This window comes from Paenimyroides ceti (assembly GCF_030409925.1).
This window is the reverse complement of the sequence record NZ_JAUFQU010000096.1, coordinates 13,981-30,885: the sequence shown is the minus strand read 5'-3', so window position 1 is coordinate 30,885 and position 16,905 is coordinate 13,981. Positions and strand designations below refer to the sequence as shown.

At 34.0% G+C, this 16,905-nt stretch carries 34 protein-coding genes and 7 pseudogenes; 17 read left to right on the top strand and 24 right to left on the bottom strand.

What is annotated here, in order from left to right; genetic code table 11:
- Window positions 1-820: pseudogene (locus tag QW060_RS27865) on the top strand (NAD-dependent epimerase/dehydratase family protein); the annotation flags it as partial.
- A 92-nt stretch (window positions 821-912) separates the two neighbouring features.
- Here the strand turns inward: QW060_RS27865 and QW060_RS27860 are convergent.
- The 4 genes from QW060_RS27860 to QW060_RS27845 form a co-directional block, all read right to left on the bottom strand.
- The gene (locus QW060_RS27860) at window positions 913-1,035 is read right to left on the bottom strand and encodes a hypothetical protein (protein ID WP_290365699.1); all 123 of its coding nucleotides are present in this window, start codon (window positions 1,033-1,035) and stop codon (window positions 913-915) included.
- 13 nt (window positions 1,036-1,048) lie between these two features.
- Complete coding sequence (locus QW060_RS27855) at window positions 1,049-1,180, bottom strand: M13-type metalloendopeptidase (protein ID WP_290365698.1); 132 nt, start codon at window positions 1,178-1,180, stop codon at window positions 1,049-1,051.
- A 78-nt stretch (window positions 1,181-1,258) separates the two neighbouring features.
- Window positions 1,259-1,387 carry a hypothetical protein gene (locus QW060_RS27850; protein ID WP_290365697.1) on the bottom strand — a complete coding sequence of 43 codons (129 nt, stop codon included), beginning with the start codon at window positions 1,385-1,387 and terminating at the stop codon, window positions 1,259-1,261.
- Window positions 1,365-1,556 (bottom strand): M13-type metalloendopeptidase, encoded by a 192-nt coding sequence (locus QW060_RS27845; RefSeq protein WP_290365696.1) that lies wholly within the window; start codon window positions 1,554-1,556, stop codon window positions 1,365-1,367. The genes QW060_RS27850 and QW060_RS27845 overlap by 23 nt, the downstream gene beginning before the upstream one ends.
- Here QW060_RS27845 and QW060_RS27840 point away from each other — a divergent pair.
- Window positions 1,548-1,679, top strand: a complete 132-nt coding sequence (locus QW060_RS27840) for a hypothetical protein (protein ID WP_290365695.1) — start codon at window positions 1,548-1,550, stop codon at window positions 1,677-1,679. The two genes, QW060_RS27845 and QW060_RS27840, sit on opposite strands and share 9 nt — an antisense overlap.
- A 197-nt stretch (window positions 1,680-1,876) precedes the next feature.
- On the opposite strand, the pseudogene QW060_RS27835 reads toward QW060_RS27840, so the two are convergent.
- The 10 genes and pseudogenes from QW060_RS27835 to QW060_RS27790 all read right to left on the bottom strand — a co-directional run bounded on the left by QW060_RS27835 (window position 1,877) and on the right by QW060_RS27790 (window position 5,098).
- A pseudogene (locus QW060_RS27835) lies at window positions 1,877-2,265 on the bottom strand (M13 family metallopeptidase N-terminal domain-containing protein).
- Window positions 2,266-2,332: 67 nt separating this feature from the next.
- Window positions 2,333-2,488, bottom strand: a complete 156-nt coding sequence (locus tag QW060_RS27830) for a hypothetical protein (RefSeq protein ID WP_290365694.1) — start codon at window positions 2,486-2,488, stop codon at window positions 2,333-2,335.
- A complete protein-coding gene (locus QW060_RS27825; RefSeq protein WP_290365693.1) occupies window positions 2,479-2,601 on the bottom strand; it encodes a hypothetical protein in 123 nt (40 codons plus the stop codon). The genes QW060_RS27830 and QW060_RS27825 overlap by 10 nt, the downstream gene beginning before the upstream one ends.
- Window positions 2,602-3,191: 590 nt before the next feature.
- Window positions 3,192-3,251, bottom strand: a pseudogene (locus tag QW060_RS27820) (hypothetical protein); the annotation flags it as partial.
- 236 nt (window positions 3,252-3,487) lie between these two features.
- On the bottom strand, window positions 3,488-3,688 hold the full coding sequence (locus tag QW060_RS27815) for a M13-type metalloendopeptidase (RefSeq protein WP_290365692.1): 201 nt from the start codon (window positions 3,686-3,688) through the stop codon (window positions 3,488-3,490).
- A 210-nt stretch (window positions 3,689-3,898) separates the two neighbouring features.
- Window positions 3,899-4,174 (bottom strand): M13 family metallopeptidase N-terminal domain-containing protein, encoded by a 276-nt coding sequence (locus tag QW060_RS27810; RefSeq protein WP_290365691.1) that lies wholly within the window; start codon window positions 4,172-4,174, stop codon window positions 3,899-3,901.
- A 153-nt stretch (window positions 4,175-4,327) separates the two neighbouring features.
- Window positions 4,328-4,459, bottom strand: a complete 132-nt coding sequence (locus QW060_RS27805) for a hypothetical protein (protein WP_290365690.1) — start codon at window positions 4,457-4,459, stop codon at window positions 4,328-4,330.
- A 32-nt stretch (window positions 4,460-4,491) separates the two neighbouring features.
- A complete protein-coding gene (locus tag QW060_RS27800) occupies window positions 4,492-4,656 on the bottom strand; it encodes a hypothetical protein (RefSeq protein WP_290365689.1) in 165 nt (54 codons plus the stop codon).
- A 78-nt stretch (window positions 4,657-4,734) separates the two neighbouring features.
- Complete coding sequence (locus tag QW060_RS27795) at window positions 4,735-4,881, bottom strand: hypothetical protein (protein WP_290365688.1); 147 nt, start codon at window positions 4,879-4,881, stop codon at window positions 4,735-4,737.
- Complete coding sequence (locus tag QW060_RS27790; RefSeq protein ID WP_290365687.1) at window positions 4,853-5,098, bottom strand: hypothetical protein; 246 nt, start codon at window positions 5,096-5,098, stop codon at window positions 4,853-4,855. Before QW060_RS27790 ends, QW060_RS27795 begins: the two co-directional genes overlap by 29 nt.
- Before the next feature lie 240 nt (window positions 5,099-5,338).
- Between QW060_RS27790 and QW060_RS28880 the strand changes: the two are divergent.
- The 10 genes and pseudogenes from QW060_RS28880 to QW060_RS27730 all read left to right on the top strand — a co-directional run bounded on the left by QW060_RS28880 (window position 5,339) and on the right by QW060_RS27730 (window position 8,067).
- Window positions 5,339-5,899 (top strand): annotated as a pseudogene (locus QW060_RS28880) (SCO family protein).
- Window positions 5,900-5,959: 60 nt separating this feature from the next.
- Window positions 5,960-6,259, top strand: coding sequence for a FeoA family protein (locus QW060_RS27775; RefSeq protein WP_317623293.1), 300 nt, complete (start codon window positions 5,960-5,962; stop codon window positions 6,257-6,259).
- Window positions 6,229-6,744 (top strand): annotated as a pseudogene (locus QW060_RS28430) (FeoB small GTPase domain-containing protein). The gene QW060_RS27775 and the pseudogene QW060_RS28430 overlap by 31 nt, the downstream one beginning before the upstream one ends.
- Window positions 6,716-6,901: a hypothetical protein gene (locus QW060_RS27755; RefSeq protein WP_290365684.1), complete on the top strand. Its 186-nt coding sequence runs from the start codon at window positions 6,716-6,718 to the stop codon at window positions 6,899-6,901. Before QW060_RS28430 ends, QW060_RS27755 begins: the two are co-directional and overlap by 29 nt.
- Window positions 6,901-7,047 (top strand): hypothetical protein, encoded by a 147-nt coding sequence (locus QW060_RS27750; protein ID WP_290365683.1) that lies wholly within the window; start codon window positions 6,901-6,903, stop codon window positions 7,045-7,047. The genes QW060_RS27755 and QW060_RS27750 overlap by 1 nt, the downstream gene beginning before the upstream one ends.
- A gap of 195 nt (window positions 7,048-7,242) precedes the next feature.
- The gene (locus QW060_RS27745) at window positions 7,243-7,389 is read left to right on the top strand and encodes a nucleoside recognition domain-containing protein (protein WP_290365682.1); all 147 of its coding nucleotides are present in this window, start codon (window positions 7,243-7,245) and stop codon (window positions 7,387-7,389) included.
- Between the two features lie 63 nt (window positions 7,390-7,452).
- Window positions 7,453-7,638 carry a hypothetical protein gene (locus QW060_RS27740; protein ID WP_290365681.1) on the top strand — a complete coding sequence of 62 codons (186 nt, stop codon included), beginning with the start codon at window positions 7,453-7,455 and terminating at the stop codon, window positions 7,636-7,638.
- A 45-nt stretch (window positions 7,639-7,683) separates the two neighbouring features.
- Window positions 7,684-7,779: a hypothetical protein gene (locus QW060_RS28875; protein ID WP_397386154.1), complete on the top strand. Its 96-nt coding sequence runs from the start codon at window positions 7,684-7,686 to the stop codon at window positions 7,777-7,779.
- 16 nt (window positions 7,780-7,795) lie between these two features.
- A complete protein-coding gene (locus QW060_RS27735; RefSeq protein WP_290365680.1) occupies window positions 7,796-7,945 on the top strand; it encodes a hypothetical protein in 150 nt (49 codons plus the stop codon).
- A complete protein-coding gene (locus QW060_RS27730; protein WP_290365679.1) occupies window positions 7,921-8,067 on the top strand; it encodes a hypothetical protein in 147 nt (48 codons plus the stop codon). The genes QW060_RS27735 and QW060_RS27730 overlap by 25 nt, the downstream gene beginning before the upstream one ends.
- On the opposite strand, the gene QW060_RS27725 is transcribed toward QW060_RS27730, so the two are convergent.
- Window positions 8,059-8,247 carry a hypothetical protein gene (locus tag QW060_RS27725; protein WP_290365678.1) on the bottom strand — a complete coding sequence of 63 codons (189 nt, stop codon included), beginning with the start codon at window positions 8,245-8,247 and terminating at the stop codon, window positions 8,059-8,061. The genes QW060_RS27730 and QW060_RS27725 overlap by 9 nt on opposite strands.
- A 539-nt stretch (window positions 8,248-8,786) precedes the next feature.
- Between QW060_RS27725 and QW060_RS27720 the strand changes: the two genes are divergently transcribed.
- Window positions 8,787-8,930 (top strand): hypothetical protein, encoded by a 144-nt coding sequence (locus tag QW060_RS27720; RefSeq protein WP_290365677.1) that lies wholly within the window; start codon window positions 8,787-8,789, stop codon window positions 8,928-8,930.
- Between the two features lie 355 nt (window positions 8,931-9,285).
- A complete protein-coding gene (locus QW060_RS27715; protein ID WP_290365676.1) occupies window positions 9,286-9,441 on the top strand; it encodes a hypothetical protein in 156 nt (51 codons plus the stop codon).
- 101 nt (window positions 9,442-9,542) lie between these two features.
- Here QW060_RS27715 and QW060_RS27710 read toward each other — a convergent pair.
- The 4 genes and pseudogenes from QW060_RS27710 to QW060_RS27695 form a co-directional block, all read right to left on the bottom strand.
- Window positions 9,543-10,408, bottom strand: a pseudogene (locus QW060_RS27710) (ZIP family metal transporter).
- 32 nt (window positions 10,409-10,440) lie between these two features.
- Entirely contained in the window at window positions 10,441-10,593 is a 153-nt protein-coding gene (locus QW060_RS28425; RefSeq protein ID WP_317623292.1) for a ferrous iron transport protein A, read from the bottom strand.
- A 769-nt stretch (window positions 10,594-11,362) separates the two neighbouring features.
- Entirely contained in the window at window positions 11,363-11,593 is a 231-nt protein-coding gene (locus tag QW060_RS27700; RefSeq protein ID WP_290365675.1) for a hypothetical protein, read from the bottom strand.
- 2 nt (window positions 11,594-11,595) lie between these two features.
- Window positions 11,596-11,868 carry a hypothetical protein gene (locus QW060_RS27695; protein ID WP_290365674.1) on the bottom strand — a complete coding sequence of 91 codons (273 nt, stop codon included), beginning with the start codon at window positions 11,866-11,868 and terminating at the stop codon, window positions 11,596-11,598.
- A 50-nt stretch (window positions 11,869-11,918) separates the two neighbouring features.
- Here QW060_RS27695 and QW060_RS27690 point away from each other — a divergent pair, with 50 nt between their 5' ends.
- Window positions 11,919-12,446 carry a hypothetical protein gene (locus tag QW060_RS27690; protein ID WP_290365673.1) on the top strand — a complete coding sequence of 176 codons (528 nt, stop codon included), beginning with the start codon at window positions 11,919-11,921 and terminating at the stop codon, window positions 12,444-12,446.
- Window positions 12,416-12,823 (top strand): DUF3800 domain-containing protein, encoded by a 408-nt coding sequence (locus QW060_RS27685; protein ID WP_290365672.1) that lies wholly within the window; start codon window positions 12,416-12,418, stop codon window positions 12,821-12,823. Before QW060_RS27690 ends, QW060_RS27685 begins: the two co-directional genes overlap by 31 nt.
- 202 nt (window positions 12,824-13,025) lie before the next feature.
- Here the strand turns inward: QW060_RS27685 and QW060_RS27680 are convergent, their stop codons facing one another.
- The 5 genes and pseudogenes from QW060_RS27680 to QW060_RS28870 form a co-directional block, all read right to left on the bottom strand.
- The gene (locus QW060_RS27680) at window positions 13,026-13,826 is read right to left on the bottom strand and encodes a type IV secretory system conjugative DNA transfer family protein (protein ID WP_290365671.1); all 801 of its coding nucleotides are present in this window, start codon (window positions 13,824-13,826) and stop codon (window positions 13,026-13,028) included.
- Between the two features lie 88 nt (window positions 13,827-13,914).
- On the bottom strand, window positions 13,915-14,640 hold the full coding sequence (locus QW060_RS27675) for a type IV secretory system conjugative DNA transfer family protein (protein ID WP_290365670.1): 726 nt from the start codon (window positions 14,638-14,640) through the stop codon (window positions 13,915-13,917).
- A 12-nt stretch (window positions 14,641-14,652) separates the two neighbouring features.
- Window positions 14,653-15,810 carry a MobB family relaxase gene (gene mobB, locus QW060_RS27670; RefSeq protein ID WP_290365304.1) on the bottom strand — a complete coding sequence of 386 codons (1,158 nt, stop codon included), beginning with the start codon at window positions 15,808-15,810 and terminating at the stop codon, window positions 14,653-14,655.
- A complete protein-coding gene (locus tag QW060_RS27665; protein ID WP_290365303.1) occupies window positions 15,810-16,097 on the bottom strand; it encodes a hypothetical protein in 288 nt (95 codons plus the stop codon). Before QW060_RS27665 ends, mobB begins: the two co-directional genes overlap by 1 nt.
- Window positions 16,098-16,118: 21 nt before the next feature.
- Window positions 16,119-16,373 (bottom strand): annotated as a pseudogene (locus QW060_RS28870) (BfmA/BtgA family mobilization protein); the annotation flags it as partial.
- Between the two features lie 332 nt (window positions 16,374-16,705).
- On the opposite strand from QW060_RS28870, the gene QW060_RS27660 reads away from it, so the two are divergent.
- The gene (locus QW060_RS27660) at window positions 16,706-16,858 is read left to right on the top strand and encodes a hypothetical protein (RefSeq protein WP_290365208.1); all 153 of its coding nucleotides are present in this window, start codon (window positions 16,706-16,708) and stop codon (window positions 16,856-16,858) included.
- Window positions 16,859-16,905 lie beyond the last annotated feature (47 nt).

Genomic DNA, 16,905 nt, shown 5'->3' with positions numbered 1-16,905 from the left:
AAAAGCGGACCATTTGAAGTTTTAGATGCTATGAATTTTGATGCTGTTGCTGCTGTAGTTGAAAAATACGAAATAGAAGAAGTATACCTTATGGCTGCTTTGTTATCGGCAACAGCGGAAAAAAATCCTGCTTTTGCGTGGGATTTGAATATGAATTCTTTATTTCATGTGTTGAATTTAGCTAAAGAAAAATAAAATCCAAAAAGTGTTCGGGTCTGGCCTTCAAGTATTGCCGTTTTCGGACCTACTACTCCAAGAGACAATACCCCGCAATATACCGTTATGGAGCCATCAACTGTATACGGAATTTCGAAGCAGACAGGCGAACGCTGGTGCGAATATTATTTCAATAAATATGGAGTTGATGTAAGAAGTATCCGATATCCGGATTAATTTCGGAAAACATTACCAGGTGGAGGTACAACAGATTATGCGGTAGATATTTATTATAAAGCCGTAGAAGAAAATAAATATACCTGTTTTCTGTCAGAAAATACGGCTCTGCCGATGATGTATATGGATGATGCGATTAAAGCAACAATTGTTATCATGCAGGCACCTGAAGAGCAGATAAAAATACGATCGTCTTACAATTTGTCTGCAATGAGTTTTACACCAAGAGAAATTGCAGCATCTATTGAAAGGTACAACCGGGCTTTACGATTGATTATGTTCCTGATTTCAGGCAGTCAATTGCTGACTCATGGCCAGCGAGCATTGATGATCAAAAGGCAAGAGAAGATTGGGGATGGAAACATGATTTGATCTGGAGTCTATGACAAAAGAAATGCTTGAAAAATTTAAAGAAATAAATCATTAAAAAAGCTGTTAGAAAACTAACAGCTTTTTTAATGATTTGTAATGTATATATTATAAAAAATCCCGAATCAATAGTTCGGATATTTATTATGATTACAGATTTTTACGCGTTGTTCCGGTTTTATAAATAATTTGTCTCTTCTTTGATATTGAATGCTTCATACCATGCATCCAGATTCTGTAAAGGAACGTATGATCTGTAAATCGCAGGAGCATGCGGGATCTGTTTTTACCTGTTTTTTACGTATTCGTCACGCGATTTTGTTCTCCAGATGGTTGCCCATGAAATAAAGAAACGTTGTTCCGGTGTAAATCCGTCAATTTTTTCTGTAGTCGGATGTTTTGCCAGATATAAATGCAATCCGTCATAAGCTGCGGTAATACCACCAAGATCTCGATATTTTCCCCTATTGTAAAGTCTCCGTCAACATAGATACCCTCAAATGGCTGTAAAGCACTGTAATTGTTTTGAAAGTGATTTTCCGAGTGTAGTAAATTGTTCCAGATCGGTTTTTGTCCACCAGTCTACCAGATTTCCTTCAGCATTAAAAACGCGCTCCGGAATCATCAAAACCATGAGAAATTTCATGTCCGATTACGGCTCCGATTCCACCATAGTTTACTGCCTGATCTGCTTTATAGTCATAAAACGGAGTTTGTAGAATAGCGGCCGGGAATACAATTTCATTATACATTGGATTGTAATAGGCGTTTACCATTTGTGGGGCATGCCCCATTTGGTTTTATCTACCGGTTTTTCCAAATTCTTCAATGTTTTTAGTTATCTGCCAACGGTTAATACCCATCATATTGTTAAAGTAGTTACCTCCTTTTTCTTTGCTGATAATGTTGAGCTTTGAAAAATCTTCCCATTTTCAGGGTAGCCAATTTTAATGGTAAGTTTATGCAACTTGCAATAGAACTTCCCTGTCTTGTAGCGGTGCCATCCATGGTAATTTTTTAATGCGGTTTTCATAAGCCTGAATGATGTTGTCAATCATTTCTCTTTGCCTGTTGTTTCGCTTCTTTAGGGAAACGTTTTTCTACATACAATTTCCTAAAGCTTCACCAACTGTACATTTACAACCTGTAAAGCGCGTTCTTCAATAGGTCGCTGTTGAGTAGCACCTGAAAGCGTTTTGCCATAGAAATCCCAGTTTGCTTTATCGATTTCAGTACTTAACTGACTTGCAGAACCATTTAAATGCGTCCAGTTAAGATATAATTTAAGGTCGTCAAAAGAAGTTGTTTTTAATAAAACATCCAACGTTTTCATATACTTGGCTGACTTACAATTACATTGTCTAAATCAGAAAGACCTGCTTTTTTAAAGTATTCTTTCCACTGAATTGAAGGCGTCAATTTCTGAAGATCTGCAACCGACATTGGGTTGTAGGTATTTCTTTCGTCTCTTAATGCTACACGGTCCAATTCCGCTTCAGCCATTTTAGTTTCAAAAGCAATAATTTTGTCAGCAGATGCTTTTGCCGTTGCTTCGTCCTGCCGATAAACTTCAGCATCCGTGCGATATGTTTTCTGTAAAGTTCAGTTTCTCTTTAGAGTCTGTATCTTTTGCCAGATAATAATCTCTGTCCGGTAATCCTGTTGTCCCGGCATCAATGTACACAACGTTTTTATTAGAGTCCATCGCATCTGCCATTACATACATACGAATAATCCGATACCCCCGTTAAAAATAGATTCCTGAATCCATTGGTTTAGCGTCGTAAGATCATTTACAGCATTTTTTTCAATAAACGGTTTGATAGGATCAATTCCCAATTTATTACGGGTTACCGTATCAAGATACGTTTTGAAAACATTAATGGCTTTTCCTTCATCTGTCAGATCACCATATTTATTGCTCTTCGCTGCTTCTTTTAGGATGTTCAGTACATCAAGATCCGTATTTTGAGCAAGTCATCAAAACTCCCCCAGGTAGATTTATCTGTGGAATTTCGGTTTTATCATACCACAGTCCGTTGACATAACGAAAGAAATCATCACTGGTTTTACTGTAGTATCCATATGTTCTAAGTGTAGTCCGTGCTTTTCAGTATCTGCCTTTTTCTTTTTTGTCGCAAGATGATAAATCCCAACAAGGCAGTTGCCAGAACCATCGCAGTTATTTTTCTATTCATATTTCTGCTAGTTTTACTATTGTAACAAATGTAGAAATGTTTTGGGTAGGGAAATGAAAAAGCCTTAACTTTTTTCCGTTAAGGCTTTAAAATTTTACCAGATTTTTACTCGTTTTTCAGGAGCCAGATATAATTTATCTCCTTTTTTGATGTCAAAAGCCTGATACCTGTGTCAACATTCTGTAACGGAACGTACGCACGGTACATGCCCGGAGCATGCGGATCTGTTTTTACCTGATTTCTGATAGCTTCATCACGGGATTTCGTTCTCCAATGGGTTCCCCATGAGATAAAGAAACGTTGTTCGGTGTGAATCCGTCAATCAAGTCAGGCGTCCTTTGTCTTTCATATACAATTGTAACCCGTCATAAGCTGCTTTTACACCCCCTAAATACCTATATTTTCACCCAAAGTAAATTTTCCGTCAACAAAAGTGTTTGGTAGTGGTTCTAAAGCTGAGTATTGATCTGCCAATGCACCACCCAGACCGGTGAATTGTTTTCAATCATCATCTGTCCACCAGTTTACTAAATTACCATCGGCATTATAACGTGAACCGGAATCATCAAATCGTGAGAAATTTCATGACCAATTACAGCTCCGATTCCACCAAAGTTTACTGCTTCATCAGCTTTATAATCATAGAAAGGTGGCTGAAGTATCGCTGCAGGGAAAACAATTTCATTGTTGGTAGGGTTGAAATATGCATTTACGGTTTGCGGAGACATTCCCCATTTGGTTTTGTCTACCGGTTTTCCTACTCCTCAATATTTTCATTGAATCCCCAACGGGATACGTTTTTCATGTTTTCAAAATAAGTACTCCATCTTTTTGTGATTTGATGGTCAGACCAGAATAATTTTCCATTTATCAGGATATCCTATTTTTAACAGTAGATTTCTTTAATTTTTCAATCGCTCCTTTTTTAGTAGCTGGCGTCATCCATGAAGATTATTGATACGGTTTTCAAAAGCCAAAAACACATAATCAATCATTTCTTTTGCTTTTTCTTTCGCTTCAGCAGGGAATTTTTTCTCCACATATAATTTACCTAGAGCTTCTCCAACTGTGCCGTTTACAACCTGTAAAGCACGTTCTTCAATAGGACGTTGTTTTACAGCACCTGTTAACGTTTTGCTATAGAAATCCCAGTTTGCTTCATCAATTTCTGTTGTCAATACTCCGGTAGACTTATTGATTAAAGTCCATCTCATATAAGCCTTGATGTCTCTATAGGAGTTGTTTTTAATATGGTATTTAATGCTTCCATATATTTAGGCATAGAAACAAACTACCTGATCTACATTTTCTAAACCGGCGCTTTTAAAATAGGCATCCAGTTTACTAATGGTGTCAGTTTTTGCAGTTCAGAAACAGTCATCGGATTGTAGGTTTTTTCTACGGTCTCTGCGTTCTACACGATCTAAGCGTGGGGTTGCCATGGCTGTTTCAATGCTTACTACTTTGGCAGCATCTTTTTTGCCTGTTCCGTGTTTCACCAATCAGTTGTAGCATTCTGGCTACATGTACTTCATATTTTGTTTTTTCTCTTTGGAGTCTGCATCATCAGAAACATAGTAATCTCTGTCAGGAAGTCCGATACTACCCGGACTAGGTTGATTACATTTTTATTGGAAATCCATAGCATCTGCATAGATGTACATTCCAAGAAACCAATACCGCCTTCCGGTAACAATTCATTAATCAGAGCTGTTACATCCTGACATTTTTGACCTTATTGATTTTTCTAAGTAAGGTTTTATCGGGTCAATTCCTAATTTGTTACGGGTAATGGTATCAAGATAGGTTTGAAATACATAAACGGCTTTTGCCTGATCAGAAGCAGGATCAAGATTCGGATTATTGACAGCTTCCTTAAAATGGCAAGGGCATCAATATTCAGTGTTCTGGCGCAGTTCATCAAAACTACCCCAGCGTGTTCTGTCTGCAGGAATCTCAGTTTTGTCTACCCAATGACCATTTACATATCTGAAAAAGTCATCTCCGGGTTTTACGGATCTATCCATATATTCCAAATGAATCCCGTGGGTCTCTTTTTTACTGTCCATTTTTTTTTGTTTACAAGCAGTTATTATCGTTAAGCTCAGCGCTGAAAATAGTACTATTTGTCTGTTCATTATTTTTAATTTTTATGACTGTTCTACAAAAATACTAACATTTATGTATAAAAGCTTTACAAACTTTTAACCTTCTCTGTTGTTTACTTTATTAAATTTGCAGAAAGTTTTTGCAATGGTAGATATCCTAAAAAGTACCGTTATTTCATTCTTACCCTTTTTGTACTTTGTGGTGTAATTTTATATTTATTTTATTCGGCTCTGAGTCCTAAAAAAGAACTTCCTATATACACTCCGGCAATGGTAAACCTGAAATGGTCGACAGTCTCGTACAGCATCAGAAATAAAAATGAACCATAGATCGCAGCGTTTTCTTTTCTCAATCAGAACAATAAAATGATTACGGAAAAAGATATGAAGTAAGATTTATGTAGCTGAATTTTTTTTTACTACCTGTCAGACCATTTGTCCAATTATGAATGATAATATGGCATGGCTGCAAACACAGATTAAGGATATGGATGATGTACAACTTTTATCATTCAGTGTTATGCCTGATATTGATCCACAAGTGTTGAAAAAATATGCTCAGGAGAAAGGTGTGATGGATGAGAAATGGAACATGCTTTCCGGAGATAAAAAAGCAATTTACTATTTGGCAAGACAGTCATTTCTCGCTGTGAAAACCGGATCGGCAGATGAAATGTATGATATGGTGCATACTGAAAATTTTGTTTTAGTTGATAAAACGGTCGCATAAGAGGATTTTATGACGGAACCAATCTTGATAATGAAGATCCTGAAAGCAAAAATGTAAAGCAGTTGCTCGAAGATATTAAATGGCTTAGAATAAATGATTAATTAAGAAATTGAAGTAGTTAGAGGGATAACATAAAAGGAATTTTAGGTTATCCTTTTTTATTGTTTATTTTTGCAGTATTAAATGAATCTAATAAAAGAACCATGACGTTAGATCTGCTGCCGTTACATCGCAAGGGAATTATTAGTTCTATCAATTTTGATGCAGTCCGTTTAAAGTTAATCGAGCTTGGTTGTCTGCCCGGAAATGAAATAGAAGTACTGCATATAGCTCCGCTGAATGACCCTATATACATTCTTGTAAACGAGTCGCATATAAGTATTCGGAAAGAATTGGCTAAAGAAATTGTCGTGGAATTATTTAAACATGAATTGAGAAAGAAACGATTAAAGTTGCCTTAATCGGAAATCCGAATGTAGGTAAGACTTCTGTTTTTAATTCCCTTCAGGATTGAATCAGCGGGTAGCCAATTATCCAGGAATTACAGTGGAGCGAAAAACCGGAAAAGCGAGTTTCAAAAAAATCTTGATATTGATATCATTGATCTACCCGGAGTATATTCCATCAATGCTTCTTCAAAAGAGAAGAAATAGCTTTGGAAATATTATTCAATTCAAAACATACAAGTTTTCCTGATGTAGTAGTGGTGGTTGCAGAAGTAGAAAACTTAAAAAGAAATCTTTTGCTATTTACGCAGATAAAAGACTTGGGCTTACCCTGTATTTTAGCTATTAATATGGCGGACAGAATGACAGCTAAAGGTATTTCTATCGACATTGACTTACTTGAACAGCAGCTGAAAACAAAAATAGCTCTGATATCTGTGCGAAAAAATCAGGGAATAGAACATCTCAAGAATGCCAGTATCACGCTACAAATCACTTAACACAAACGGCTTAATTGATCTGAAACAGGTAGATACAGACTATTTCGGATTTTTAGAACAGTTGTATCCCGGGTACAATCCGTATAAAGTATGGCTCGGGCAATCTCAAAATATCGTTTTTGAAGGGATTACCAAAATTGTTGGATCAAACCCCTGATGGATAAATCTCAAAGTGAGATTAAACGGTTACAGCAGAGAGAAACGATCAAAAGATATCAGTTTATAAATGATGTATTAAAAACGTCTTATCAAATCGATAAAAATAAAGCCAGTGTTTTTGTAGCAAGAGTAGACCGATACTGACACATAAGATTTTTGGATATCTTATCTTCTTCGCCATTATGTTATGGTTTTTCAGGCTATTTTTGATGGTCAAGCATACCAATGGATTTTATTGACGGCAGTTTTGCTTCTTTATCAGAGTGGACTGCTTCCGTTTTACCGGGTAAACTGACGGAACTTCTCGCCGAAGGTATAATTCCAGGTATTTGAGGAATTGTGATATTCGTTCCTCAGATTGCTATTCTATTCCTCTTTGTTGCACTTCTTGAAGAAAGCGGCTATATGAGTAGGGTTGTTTTTTTAATGGATAAGGTGATGCGCCCTTTCGGGCTCAGCGGAAAATCGGTTGTGCCATTGATTTAGGTGTAGCTTGTGCAATACCTGCTATCATGTCTGCCAGAAATATAGAAAACAGCAAAGAGCGCTTTGCTTACAATGCTTGTTACTACTTTTGCTACTTGTTCTGCGCGTATTTCGGTGTATGTGATCATTATTTCTTTGGTAATACGGGATGAAAAAAATCATAGGATTTATTGGTTTACAAGGATTGGTAATGGACACTATTATATATGCACGGTTTTTTTGCTGCCCTTGTGGGTGCTTTCATTCTGAATAAAGTGATTAAAACTACGGAAAAAGGCATACTTTATTGTAGAAATGCCCGGATATAAACTGCCTTTATTTAAAAATGTATTTTATACAGTAGTAGAAAAAACAAAAGTTTTGTATTTGGAGCCGGTAAAGTTATTTTAGCATTATCAGTTATTTTATGGTTTTTAGGATCACACGGACCAGACGCAACATATATGGCAGGCAGAAGAAGTTGTACAGAAATTACATGCCGGTAAAAATTTATTCGGAAGAAGAAATGCAGGATGAAGTTTCCGGATATCATTGCAGAATTCGTATATTGGTATGATTGGAAAAACTATTGGCCTGTGTTCAACCTCTGGGTATGACTCGAAAATTAGTATTGCTGTACTGACTTCTTTTGCTGCAAGGGAAGTTTTTGTTGGGAATCTGGCTACTTTATTAATATAGGAAGCAGTGGTGAAGATGAGGTAAAATAGTGGAGAGAATGCAGGCTGAAATACGACCTGACGGAACTCCTGTATTTAATTTAGCAACGGGTGTTTCACTTTTAATGTTTATGCTTTTGCGATGCAATGTCTTTCGACTGTAGCCATCACCAAAGGGAAACCAATTCATGGAGTGGACCATGTTTCAAATGATTTTTATGACCGGTTTAGCATATATAGTAGCTTTAGTAGCTTATCAATTTTAAAATAGCAAGATGCAGGGAATACTTGTATATATAGCATTAGCTTTGGCAATAGGTTTTTTTATATAAAAAATGGTTTTTTAAAAAGAAATCGAAATCCAAGTGCGGTAGTGATACTGATTGCAATTGTGGTAATATTTCTTTTATCATAATAAACAGGGCTTAGTCCCTGTTTTTTTTTTATACGGGTTTATTATTTTTGTTATTATGTGTAAAAAAGTTGTAAAAAAGTTGTTTTGTGTTGGCTGAATTATTATTTTGGTTAATAATTTCAAAAAACAATCATAATATGAAAAAAAATTATTTTGTCGCTGGCTGTTGTAGCGATAAGCATGGTTCATGTAATGATGCTTCTTCTGATGTTCAGGATCAGGAAGTACGTGCTGAAGCAAAAAAGGAGAAATTCTAATCTTTCAGAAAGCGAAGCTAAATTGCGACAAAAGATTCTTGACCTTACCAATAAGAGTTTTATGTTGGTATGGGAGGGTTAAGTAAAGAAGAAATTCAGAAGAAAGCAGTACATTATTTAGTGGAAGATTGTAAATCTGTGCTTTTGGAAAATGTTTTTACTGAAGAATACATCAAAGAAAATTTAAAAATGATGAAGGTAAAATTGTTGTAGAAGCAATGAATTATTTTAAACAAATCAACAATAAATAATTATGAAAAAGATTTTATATACAGCTGCTTTTTTTAATTGGAGGTTTGGCAAACATGAATGCTGTGCCTTTAATTGTAAATAATTTAAGTAAACGGTTCAACTTTGCGTATGACGCTCATTTTTATTTAGGGTAAGACTGCCTTCACAGACGTGTAGTCAGGCTACGGCTATTTATTATGTTGTTACTGCTGGATCTTCGCAATCATTTGTGGTAACACTCCATGGATCAATCCCTGGATTCCTGGAAACGATTCTTGTATTCAAGGTTTTTTAGGAGTTAATTGTGCAGCTCGGCTATTGATGTAGTGTGTCTGGTATGCGTTTTTATCTTGAACCGTATTCAGCAACTTTTCCTATGAACAATGTATATCTGGTATTGACAGAGTCTTCATTGTCATCCAGACCATCGAATTTAACCTATACTGCTTTAGGATATGAAATAATCCAATCCATTAGGGACAGGACAGACTAAGCTGAGCTTTTTAGAATTAGGTGTTATGCAGCAGTATGTTTTTCAATAAAAAATATTTTGCTTATATTAGTTTTAAGGGGAGTTTTTACTCCCCTTTTTTGTTATCCTAATGCGACATCCAGCATCATCATAATTTAAATCCACCAATGAACCCACATGTTGCAATGTCTGTATTATTACCTTGCTGTGTTTCAGGTACCACTTCTTCAATGACTACAAAAACCATAGCACCGGCAGCAAAAGCAAGTGCGTAAGGTAAAACAGGTGTGAAAAAGCTACGGCTATAGCACCGATTACTGCGGCTATAGGTTCTACAAGAGCTGATGATTGTCCGTAAAAAAAGCTTTTATGTTTGCTCATACCTGCTCTGCGCAAGGAAAGGAAACCGCAAGGCCCTCTGGTAAATTTGTAAACCGATACCAATTGCAGTGTAATAGCTCCGGCGATACTGGCTTCCGGAATTCCTGCAGCGACACCACCAAATAAAACGCCAACTGCCAATCTTCCGGAATATTGTGTAACAGTTATGGCGAGTACCAATAAAGTGGTTTATCTCCAGGGCGTTTTGATACCTTCTTTATCTTTCAAATCATGGTTTAAATGTAGATGAGGCAAAAGTTTATCTAACCCAAAAAGAAAAAGAGCGCCTAATGCAAAACCAATTTGCTGCAGGCATTACTTTTTTAAAACCATCTCCGTCACTCATCTCTATTGCTGGTGCCAGCAAGCTCAGAAACTTGCAGCAATCATAACGCACCGGTAAAACCCAGCATTCCGTCGAGTAGCTTTTTATTGGGATTCTTAAATAAATAGACAGTTGCCGCTCCTACGGCGGTCATTCCCCATGTAATTAAAGTGGCATAAAATGCAGAAGTACAGGTGATATACTTTCAAAATAATCAATAAGGATGCAAACATAGCAGTAATGAATTAAGCTTTTTTTTACAAAAATATTTTTAGCCACCATTTCAGAATTAATCAGTTCTTTTTTGTGAATCTCTAGGTGAGTGAATGGTCGAAACTTTCTTTATTTATGATTTTGAGAGAAGTACCCAATGCAATTTTCTGTCTGTCAAGATATTGTAAGAATTCTACAGAGGTATCTTTTACGCCTACACAAATACACAAGGTGCCAACGTTCATTTCTGCCAACAACATTTTGGCGCTTTCAACAATTTTTCCTTCCGCATTCGGAATCGGATCTCCATGCGGATCTTCTGTAGGAAACTCTAAGAATGCATCGAGCTTATTGATCAGCTTTTCTGATCTTATATGCTCAAGCTCTTCTGCTACATCATGTACTTCATCCCAGGAAAAATTCAGTTTTTTCTACAAGAAAAACCTCCCATAGACGATGTTTTCTTATGACCATGGTCGCAGCCCTAAATGCCTTTTTGTGTGAGTGTAGCCCCCTGACTATTTCTGATAATCTATATAGCCTTTTTCGCTTAACTTTTAACCAATTTGTGGCAGATGACGCTTTCGTTTCCATTCTGTTAGCAATGGCCTATAGTACTCACTCCGTTCTCCTCTGATTGAGACGTGTGGTATATGGCTTTCAGGTAATTTTCTTCAGCGTGTGAGATCATCTTTTTGTCTTTTGAAACAAATGTAATAAAATAAATCTGCTAAAAAATTTGTTGTGTCTAAAAATAATTTTAGCTTTGCCTAGAAAAATAAATTTAAAACAAACAGAAAATGATGATACGTACTATTTTGTTTTATTTTTCGGAAACACAATTTCACCATTAAAATGCGCAACGTGATAACTGGAGAGTGGTTTCTGGGGACTAAAGCATGGAGGGAACAGATGTTTATTTTATTGCTGCATGAGCATTGAAAACGACATTACCAAGGCTATTCGCCATTTTCCATGCATCGGTCTGCTCAAATTCTTCTAGCAATGCCTTGCTTTTTTGTGCTATGTAATCCAAGTGGCGTTGGATCTTTTAGGATTGTAATTATTTTTTTTGCTGTTGTTGCCTCTAATTTTGGTGCCATCTACGGCGATTACTTTTCCGCCTACTAATCCTACATCTTTCAGAAATGAAACAAATAGTTTAAACAGATTTTGTAGCGCCGTCGCATTGATTTTACGAAAGTCGGCTATGGAATGGTAATTGGGATGTAGTCCCTGCAACAACCATTGCAATTCTATATTTCGGATGGCTTCACGCTCAGCTTTCTGCTGCTACGGATGCCATTGAGGCAAGCGTAAAGATAGAGTTTGAGAAATAAAGAATCACTAAAAGATGACCGACCTTCTTTCTTTTTATCCGAGGAAGTTAAAGAGCGAACACCTAGTTGCTGAAGATCTAAATTTTCTACAAAAGCATCTATAAATCGGACATCATTATCGGTAGCAATTGCAGCTTCTAAACTAGAGAATGTAAGTTGATGTCTGTCTAAACCATTGATTATAGGCATAAAACCGTGAATTATGAATACCTTATGAATTTATGAAATATTAACTATATTTGAAAGGAGTTTGTGTACTTTTTTCACAGACTGCCGTTACCTGCAATATTCCTCAAACTATGTGTACATATTTTGCTTTTAGCGATGAATGTGGATTATATAATCCTAAAAAACCAAATTTAAAAGTTCATCCTTATTACATTCGTTCAACAATATTAATCAAATCTTCAGAGTGGAAAATACTTAAAGAAAAGTTTTTTGCACTTAAGAAAGAATATGATTTGCCAATAAATAAAGAAATTAAATGGGCTTATTTGTGGAGTTTAAGAATTCATCAAAAAAATAAAACACCAATTAAAGACAATAAAGATTTTAAATTTCTAGAAAATTATGATTATCATAAATTAATTGAATTTGTAGAAAAAACTTTATGTTTATTGAACGATATAGAATATAAGAAAATCGTCCTAACTGTAACAAAAACAAGAACAATTCACAGTATTCTGAACCCAAAATGCTTAAAATGCATTTACAAGAACATATGCAAAGAATTGAAATGGAAATTCAAGATTCAGAAGAAAATTTAGCTGTTTTATTTTTTGATCCCGTAAGTGAAAACACAGACAAATTATTAAGAGATGTATATTTCGAACTTATAAATGAAGGCGATTTTATAGAAAAATATAGTCATATTAAAGATAGCTTAAATATTGAACATTCACATCAAAGTGTTGGTATTCAAATAGCCGATTATATTTCAGGTACATTCTCAGCAATGCTAAGAGGAATCACATCAAATAATTATGAACTTGGACAAAAGATGTTTTTTGAATATGTGTATCCAAATTTAAGAAGATATAATGGTAAAATAATGGGCGCAGGAATACGTGAAGTTCAATCCGATTCTCAATTTAGAAATTATCTGAAAACAGAATTCGAAAAAATCAGTAAAAAATATTTATAAAATACTGCAGGTAATAACTAAGCTTTCGTCTTGCCCGGAGGGCACGAGATGAAAGCCCGTTGAACGGAACCGCAGAAAGCTTAATACTTAATATGGAGTTTTCTAAATGCAGTTGTTAAATATACAAGCAGTAATTTTACTATTACTGCTTTTTATTGAAGAGCATTTTGTTTTAGATTAATTTTGTATTACAACCAATTTTTTAAAATAAATTCTTCACATCATCAAATATTTTTTGAAAATGTAATTCCAAATCTTCTTTAGAAACCGTTCTTACAAGATTCAAATGAGGTTTATTTATATCTGCTTTTTTGAATTTTATTACTTGAGATTTCCCACCGCTAATAAATGCAAATTGTCCTACTTTAAATTGGGTAAATTCAAAAGCCCGGACTTTAGAAACTTCACGTTGAGAAATGGTTCTCGAATTTGTAGACCCAAATAAATCTGAAGCACCTTTTAAGTTTTTAGAAACTTGTTTTTCTTTTACCAATTCAAAATATTGTTCGTTGAATTTAGCCGTATCGGGATCATTAGATTTACCTAGGATTTGAGTTCCCAGGTTGGAAGTAATTTCACGGAAATCATCACGGCCGTACTGTACATATCCTTGCGAAATGTCTTGTATGGCGTAAACTGTACTTACACCAAAACTTCTCATGGTAGCAGGTATTTTTGCCATATTTAAAAGCTTAACCGTAGGTGCTTCGTCTAATAACACAAAACTTTGTTTCCTATTGCGTTGCATCATTTGTGAAGTTGTTGTTTGTAATATAGCTGCTAATAGTGGCGTTAATGCAGAAGCATTTTTGGGTTCATTAATAACCGACAGTACAATATTAATTTTTGGATCGTTAACATTCAAATCTATTTCGTTTCCTGATAAAATGTAAAAGGCTTCAAGATTTACTATCTTACGTAATAAAGAAGCTAGCGAAGCTAATACAGCGGCTGTTTGTCTAGTAGATTGAATACCCATTAAAAAAGCGGAAGCTTGACTCATAACTCGTGAGTCGGTTTTTAACCAATCTACCAAGGTTTAAATGGCTGTGCATTTTCTTCCTCATCTGCATTCAGCAATTCTTCCAAGCTTAAAAAAATGCGACTGCATGGGGCAAGGTACAATATTCAGGATGATAAGTTCGTAATTTTAAAATAATTGCTGCGAACAAACCTGCCCCGGCTGAATAAAAGAAATCTTCCTTTTCATCTTTTCCTTTTAGATTTAATAAAATTGATTTTGATATGTTTTCTATATCTATTTCGTTTTCTATATACTGTGGAGCAATTGGATTGATACGATAGGAATAATTAACATTATGCAATGAAATGGCTTTTAAACGATCCCCAAATAGTCCAAAAGCTATTTCAGATAATTCCCCATTTTTATAATCATAGATAACACCAGTAAATTGATGTTCTGCAAAATGTTTCATTAAATAATAAATAGGACTTTCCGTTTTTCCTGATCCCGCTCCAGCAACTATAAATACACCTGTATTTACATTGGGGATATAAATATTACTTTTATTGGCCGGAAAATAAACTTGTTTTGGATCGGCTTCCTTTGGCTTCGATTTAAAAAAGGATGTCAATAATCCAATTAAAAATGGTGGTAAAACCAAGAGAGAAATAAACAAATAATTCTTTTTAAAAAAATATAGATAAAGGCTAATGATACCTAAAGTTATTAGAAAACCTATTAGTTTGTATAAAAATCCTTTTCGGAAAAATAAAATAAATCCTATTATTGAAATGACAATCATTATCAATACAATCAATTTATTTTCGGTAGTTAAATTAGAGAAATATTCCATAGCAATAGTAATTTACATTCCGTAACCTTTTTCAATAGTTTTAGCAACAGTCTTGGCAACTTTAAGTGTTAATTGTACTGGGTTGGTTGGTATTTTTAAATGAGTAGGAATATTTATTCCTAATGTCTGTGACAATTGCATTTTAATAAGATTTGAAGGATTTGAAATAGTTATTCCGGCATAATTACTCAGTTCTTTTTTAACACTGTTTGCAATCCCCTGTTTAGTTAATTCACGAATTCCTTTTGTTCTTGCCTTTTTTTTATGTGCTTCATAAGATTTCGAATAATCTCTTCTGTAATTAAAATATTGATCAAAACTTTTTTCAGCGTTTTCAAAGAATACATCCCGATTAAAACCAATTGTTTTATTTACTTGATTATTCAATTTAGAATTTTGAGAACGGTATTGAGTCATTGGAGAAAGACTTATTTTATTTCTTGAATCATTGGTATTATCATGACGAGAAACAACAATATGCACATGATAGTTAAATCCACCTTTAGGAGATCCTTCTTTAATAACATCACCAGTAAAATAATCTTTTTGTAAAGATTCTTGAAGTTTTTTTATTTCGTTTTTATCAGACGAACTATTTATTTTATCTAATATTTTTTTATTTTCGATGACATTTTTATCTCGAAAATTATACGTGCGCCTCGTCTCAACTCTACCATAATACATCAGATCATTTTCAGATAATTTTTTTCCATTAATTTCTCGATTGAAATTATTTGCATACTCTTTCATCACTTCCCGGCTGTAATTCATAAGAAGATCACGCATCATCACATCACGAGCTGCAATTAAATCTTTTTCTGATAATTTAAGTTTTTCATTAATAATTTTTTCTTCTAAAAATTGATCAACTCTTTTTATAAGATGTTTCTGTTCTAAGTAAGAAGGAGAAATATTTATCATATAAAAATTAGATTCTTTAACACCTCTTTTACCTCTATTTTCATCAATATTTTGGATAACATCTTCTTTAGAAAGGTTAATATTTTCTTGATTAAAAAAACCAATAGACTCATTATTTTCCTCTTTAAAAAATGAATCTTCTTCAACAAAGCCACGCTCTTCCTTTTCTAAATATTCAAAAATATTCGCACAAGAAGAAGCGGAAGAATTATTCACGTTTGCTTTATGTGGGGTAAAATTGATGTACATTATTTATTGATTAATTGTTTTAGTTCATTTAATCTTTCAGGTGCTATAGTTGCTTCAACTTTTGAACCCATTAAACCAGATTTAGTTGTTAAAGAATTTAAAAGTTCGTTTACTAGTGGACGTAAATTATTCAATTCATTAAAATATAAATCTCTGCTTTTTTTAACCTGCGCTAATTCAATTTTATATTTTTCCAGATCCTGTTCCGCAGGAGAATTAACTTCCAAATCTTTCTTTACTTCAGTGATTACTTCGGCTTTAAAATTGACATCACTGTTATGATACATATCATAAACTTGATTACGAATTGGGATGACAGATTCCTTCTCAATATTTCGAATTATTCTGATTACATCTTCAATTCTTTTCAAACTTTTTTCGTTTGATTTTTCAATTATATTGTGCCAATCATTCGCATAATTTCTATTCAAATCAAATTTATTTTCTACGATAAATGAAGTCATTTTTTCAACAACTTCCGCAAAAGTTTTGATGTTATAATCTTCTTTTAAACGATCAAGTTTTAACTTTGTTGAAACATCAACACGAACCACATTAGACATATGTTACACTATTTAATACAGTTAATTTACTAAATTACAGTATTATAACAAAATCTTGTTACATTTTTGTTTACAAAATTATTTATAGTGTATGTTATTTTATTGATTATCAATACAATATGATTTACGGGGCAAAATTGCCCCGTATCCTCTCGCTAAACATACACTATATCTTTAATCATTCATTTTCGGATAAACAGACTTTCTTATAAAAATGGAATTTTCACTTTTTATATAAATAAAATTATTTGTAATTTTAGAATAATATTCAAACAACATTAAATTTTTAATTAGCTATGGAAGAAAAAAATGTAAAGAAATTATCTTTAAGATTGTACAAAATTCAAATGCAGTTAGAAGCATTAAATGACCAGAAACTTAATTCAATTATCAAAGAAATTGAATCCATTGACAAAGACCTTTTGAAAGAAAATAACTTAAAGTTTCCGACAAAGATGAAGCAAGAAATTTTGGAGTTTATGTAAAAAAAATGCTTTCCAATTGGAAAGCATTTTTATTTTAGTCTGAGTAA

What these genes read in the sequence shown, in the direction of transcription:
- QW060_RS27860 (WP_290365699.1), bottom strand. Translation starts at nt 1,035, where the DNA reads ATGCTCCTGCGATTTACAGATCATACGTTCCTTTACAGAATCTGGATG.
- QW060_RS27850 (WP_290365697.1), bottom strand. Translation starts at nt 1,387, where the DNA reads ATGATTCCGGAGCGCGTTTTTAATGCTGAAGGAAATCTGGTAGACTGG.
- QW060_RS27840 (WP_290365695.1), top strand. Translation starts at nt 1,548, where the DNA reads ATGCCCCATTTGGTTTTATCTACCGGTTTTTCCAAATTCTTCAATGTT.
- QW060_RS27845 (WP_290365696.1), bottom strand. Translation starts at nt 1,556, where the DNA reads ATGGGGCATGCCCCACAAATGGTAAACGCCTATTACAATCCAATGTAT.
- QW060_RS27830 (WP_290365694.1), bottom strand. Translation starts at nt 2,488, where the DNA reads ATGTATGTAATGGCAGATGCGATGGACTCTAATAAAAACGTTGTGTAC.
- QW060_RS27815 (WP_290365692.1), bottom strand. Translation starts at nt 3,688, where the DNA reads ATGTCTCCGCAAACCGTAAATGCATATTTCAACCCTACCAACAATGAA.
- QW060_RS27810 (WP_290365691.1), bottom strand. Translation starts at nt 4,174, where the DNA reads ATGAGATGGACTTTAATCAATAAGTCTACCGGAGTATTGACAACAGAA.
- QW060_RS27795 (WP_290365688.1), bottom strand. Translation starts at nt 4,881, where the DNA reads ATGAACTGCGCCAGAACACTGAATATTGATGCCCTTGCCATTTTAAGG.
- QW060_RS27790 (WP_290365687.1), bottom strand. Translation starts at nt 5,098, where the DNA reads ATGAACAGACAAATAGTACTATTTTCAGCGCTGAGCTTAACGATAATA.
- QW060_RS27755 (WP_290365684.1), top strand. Translation starts at nt 6,716, where the DNA reads ATGCCAGTATCACGCTACAAATCACTTAACACAAACGGCTTAATTGAT.
- QW060_RS27750 (WP_290365683.1), top strand. Translation starts at nt 6,901, where the DNA reads ATGGATAAATCTCAAAGTGAGATTAAACGGTTACAGCAGAGAGAAACG.
- QW060_RS28875 (WP_397386154.1), top strand. Translation starts at nt 7,684, where the DNA reads ATGCCCGGATATAAACTGCCTTTATTTAAAAATGTATTTTATACAGTA.
- QW060_RS27735 (WP_290365680.1), top strand. Translation starts at nt 7,796, where the DNA reads ATGGTTTTTAGGATCACACGGACCAGACGCAACATATATGGCAGGCAG.
- QW060_RS27725 (WP_290365678.1), bottom strand. Translation starts at nt 8,247, where the DNA reads ATGGTCCACTCCATGAATTGGTTTCCCTTTGGTGATGGCTACAGTCGA.
- QW060_RS27720 (WP_290365677.1), top strand. Translation starts at nt 8,787, where the DNA reads ATGGGAGGGTTAAGTAAAGAAGAAATTCAGAAGAAAGCAGTACATTAT.
- QW060_RS27715 (WP_290365676.1), top strand. Translation starts at nt 9,286, where the DNA reads ATGCGTTTTTATCTTGAACCGTATTCAGCAACTTTTCCTATGAACAAT.
- QW060_RS27695 (WP_290365674.1), bottom strand. Translation starts at nt 11,868, where the DNA reads ATGCCTATAATCAATGGTTTAGACAGACATCAACTTACATTCTCTAGT.
- QW060_RS27685 (WP_290365672.1), top strand. Translation starts at nt 12,416, where the DNA reads ATGGAAATTCAAGATTCAGAAGAAAATTTAGCTGTTTTATTTTTTGAT.
- QW060_RS27680 (WP_290365671.1), bottom strand. Translation starts at nt 13,826, where the DNA reads ATGAGTCAAGCTTCCGCTTTTTTAATGGGTATTCAATCTACTAGACAA.
- QW060_RS27675 (WP_290365670.1), bottom strand. Translation starts at nt 14,640, where the DNA reads ATGGAATATTTCTCTAATTTAACTACCGAAAATAAATTGATTGTATTG.
- mobB (WP_290365304.1), bottom strand. Translation starts at nt 15,810, where the DNA reads ATGTACATCAATTTTACCCCACATAAAGCAAACGTGAATAATTCTTCC.
- QW060_RS27665 (WP_290365303.1), bottom strand. Translation starts at nt 16,097, where the DNA reads ATGTATCATAACAGTGATGTCAATTTTAAAGCCGAAGTAATCACTGAA.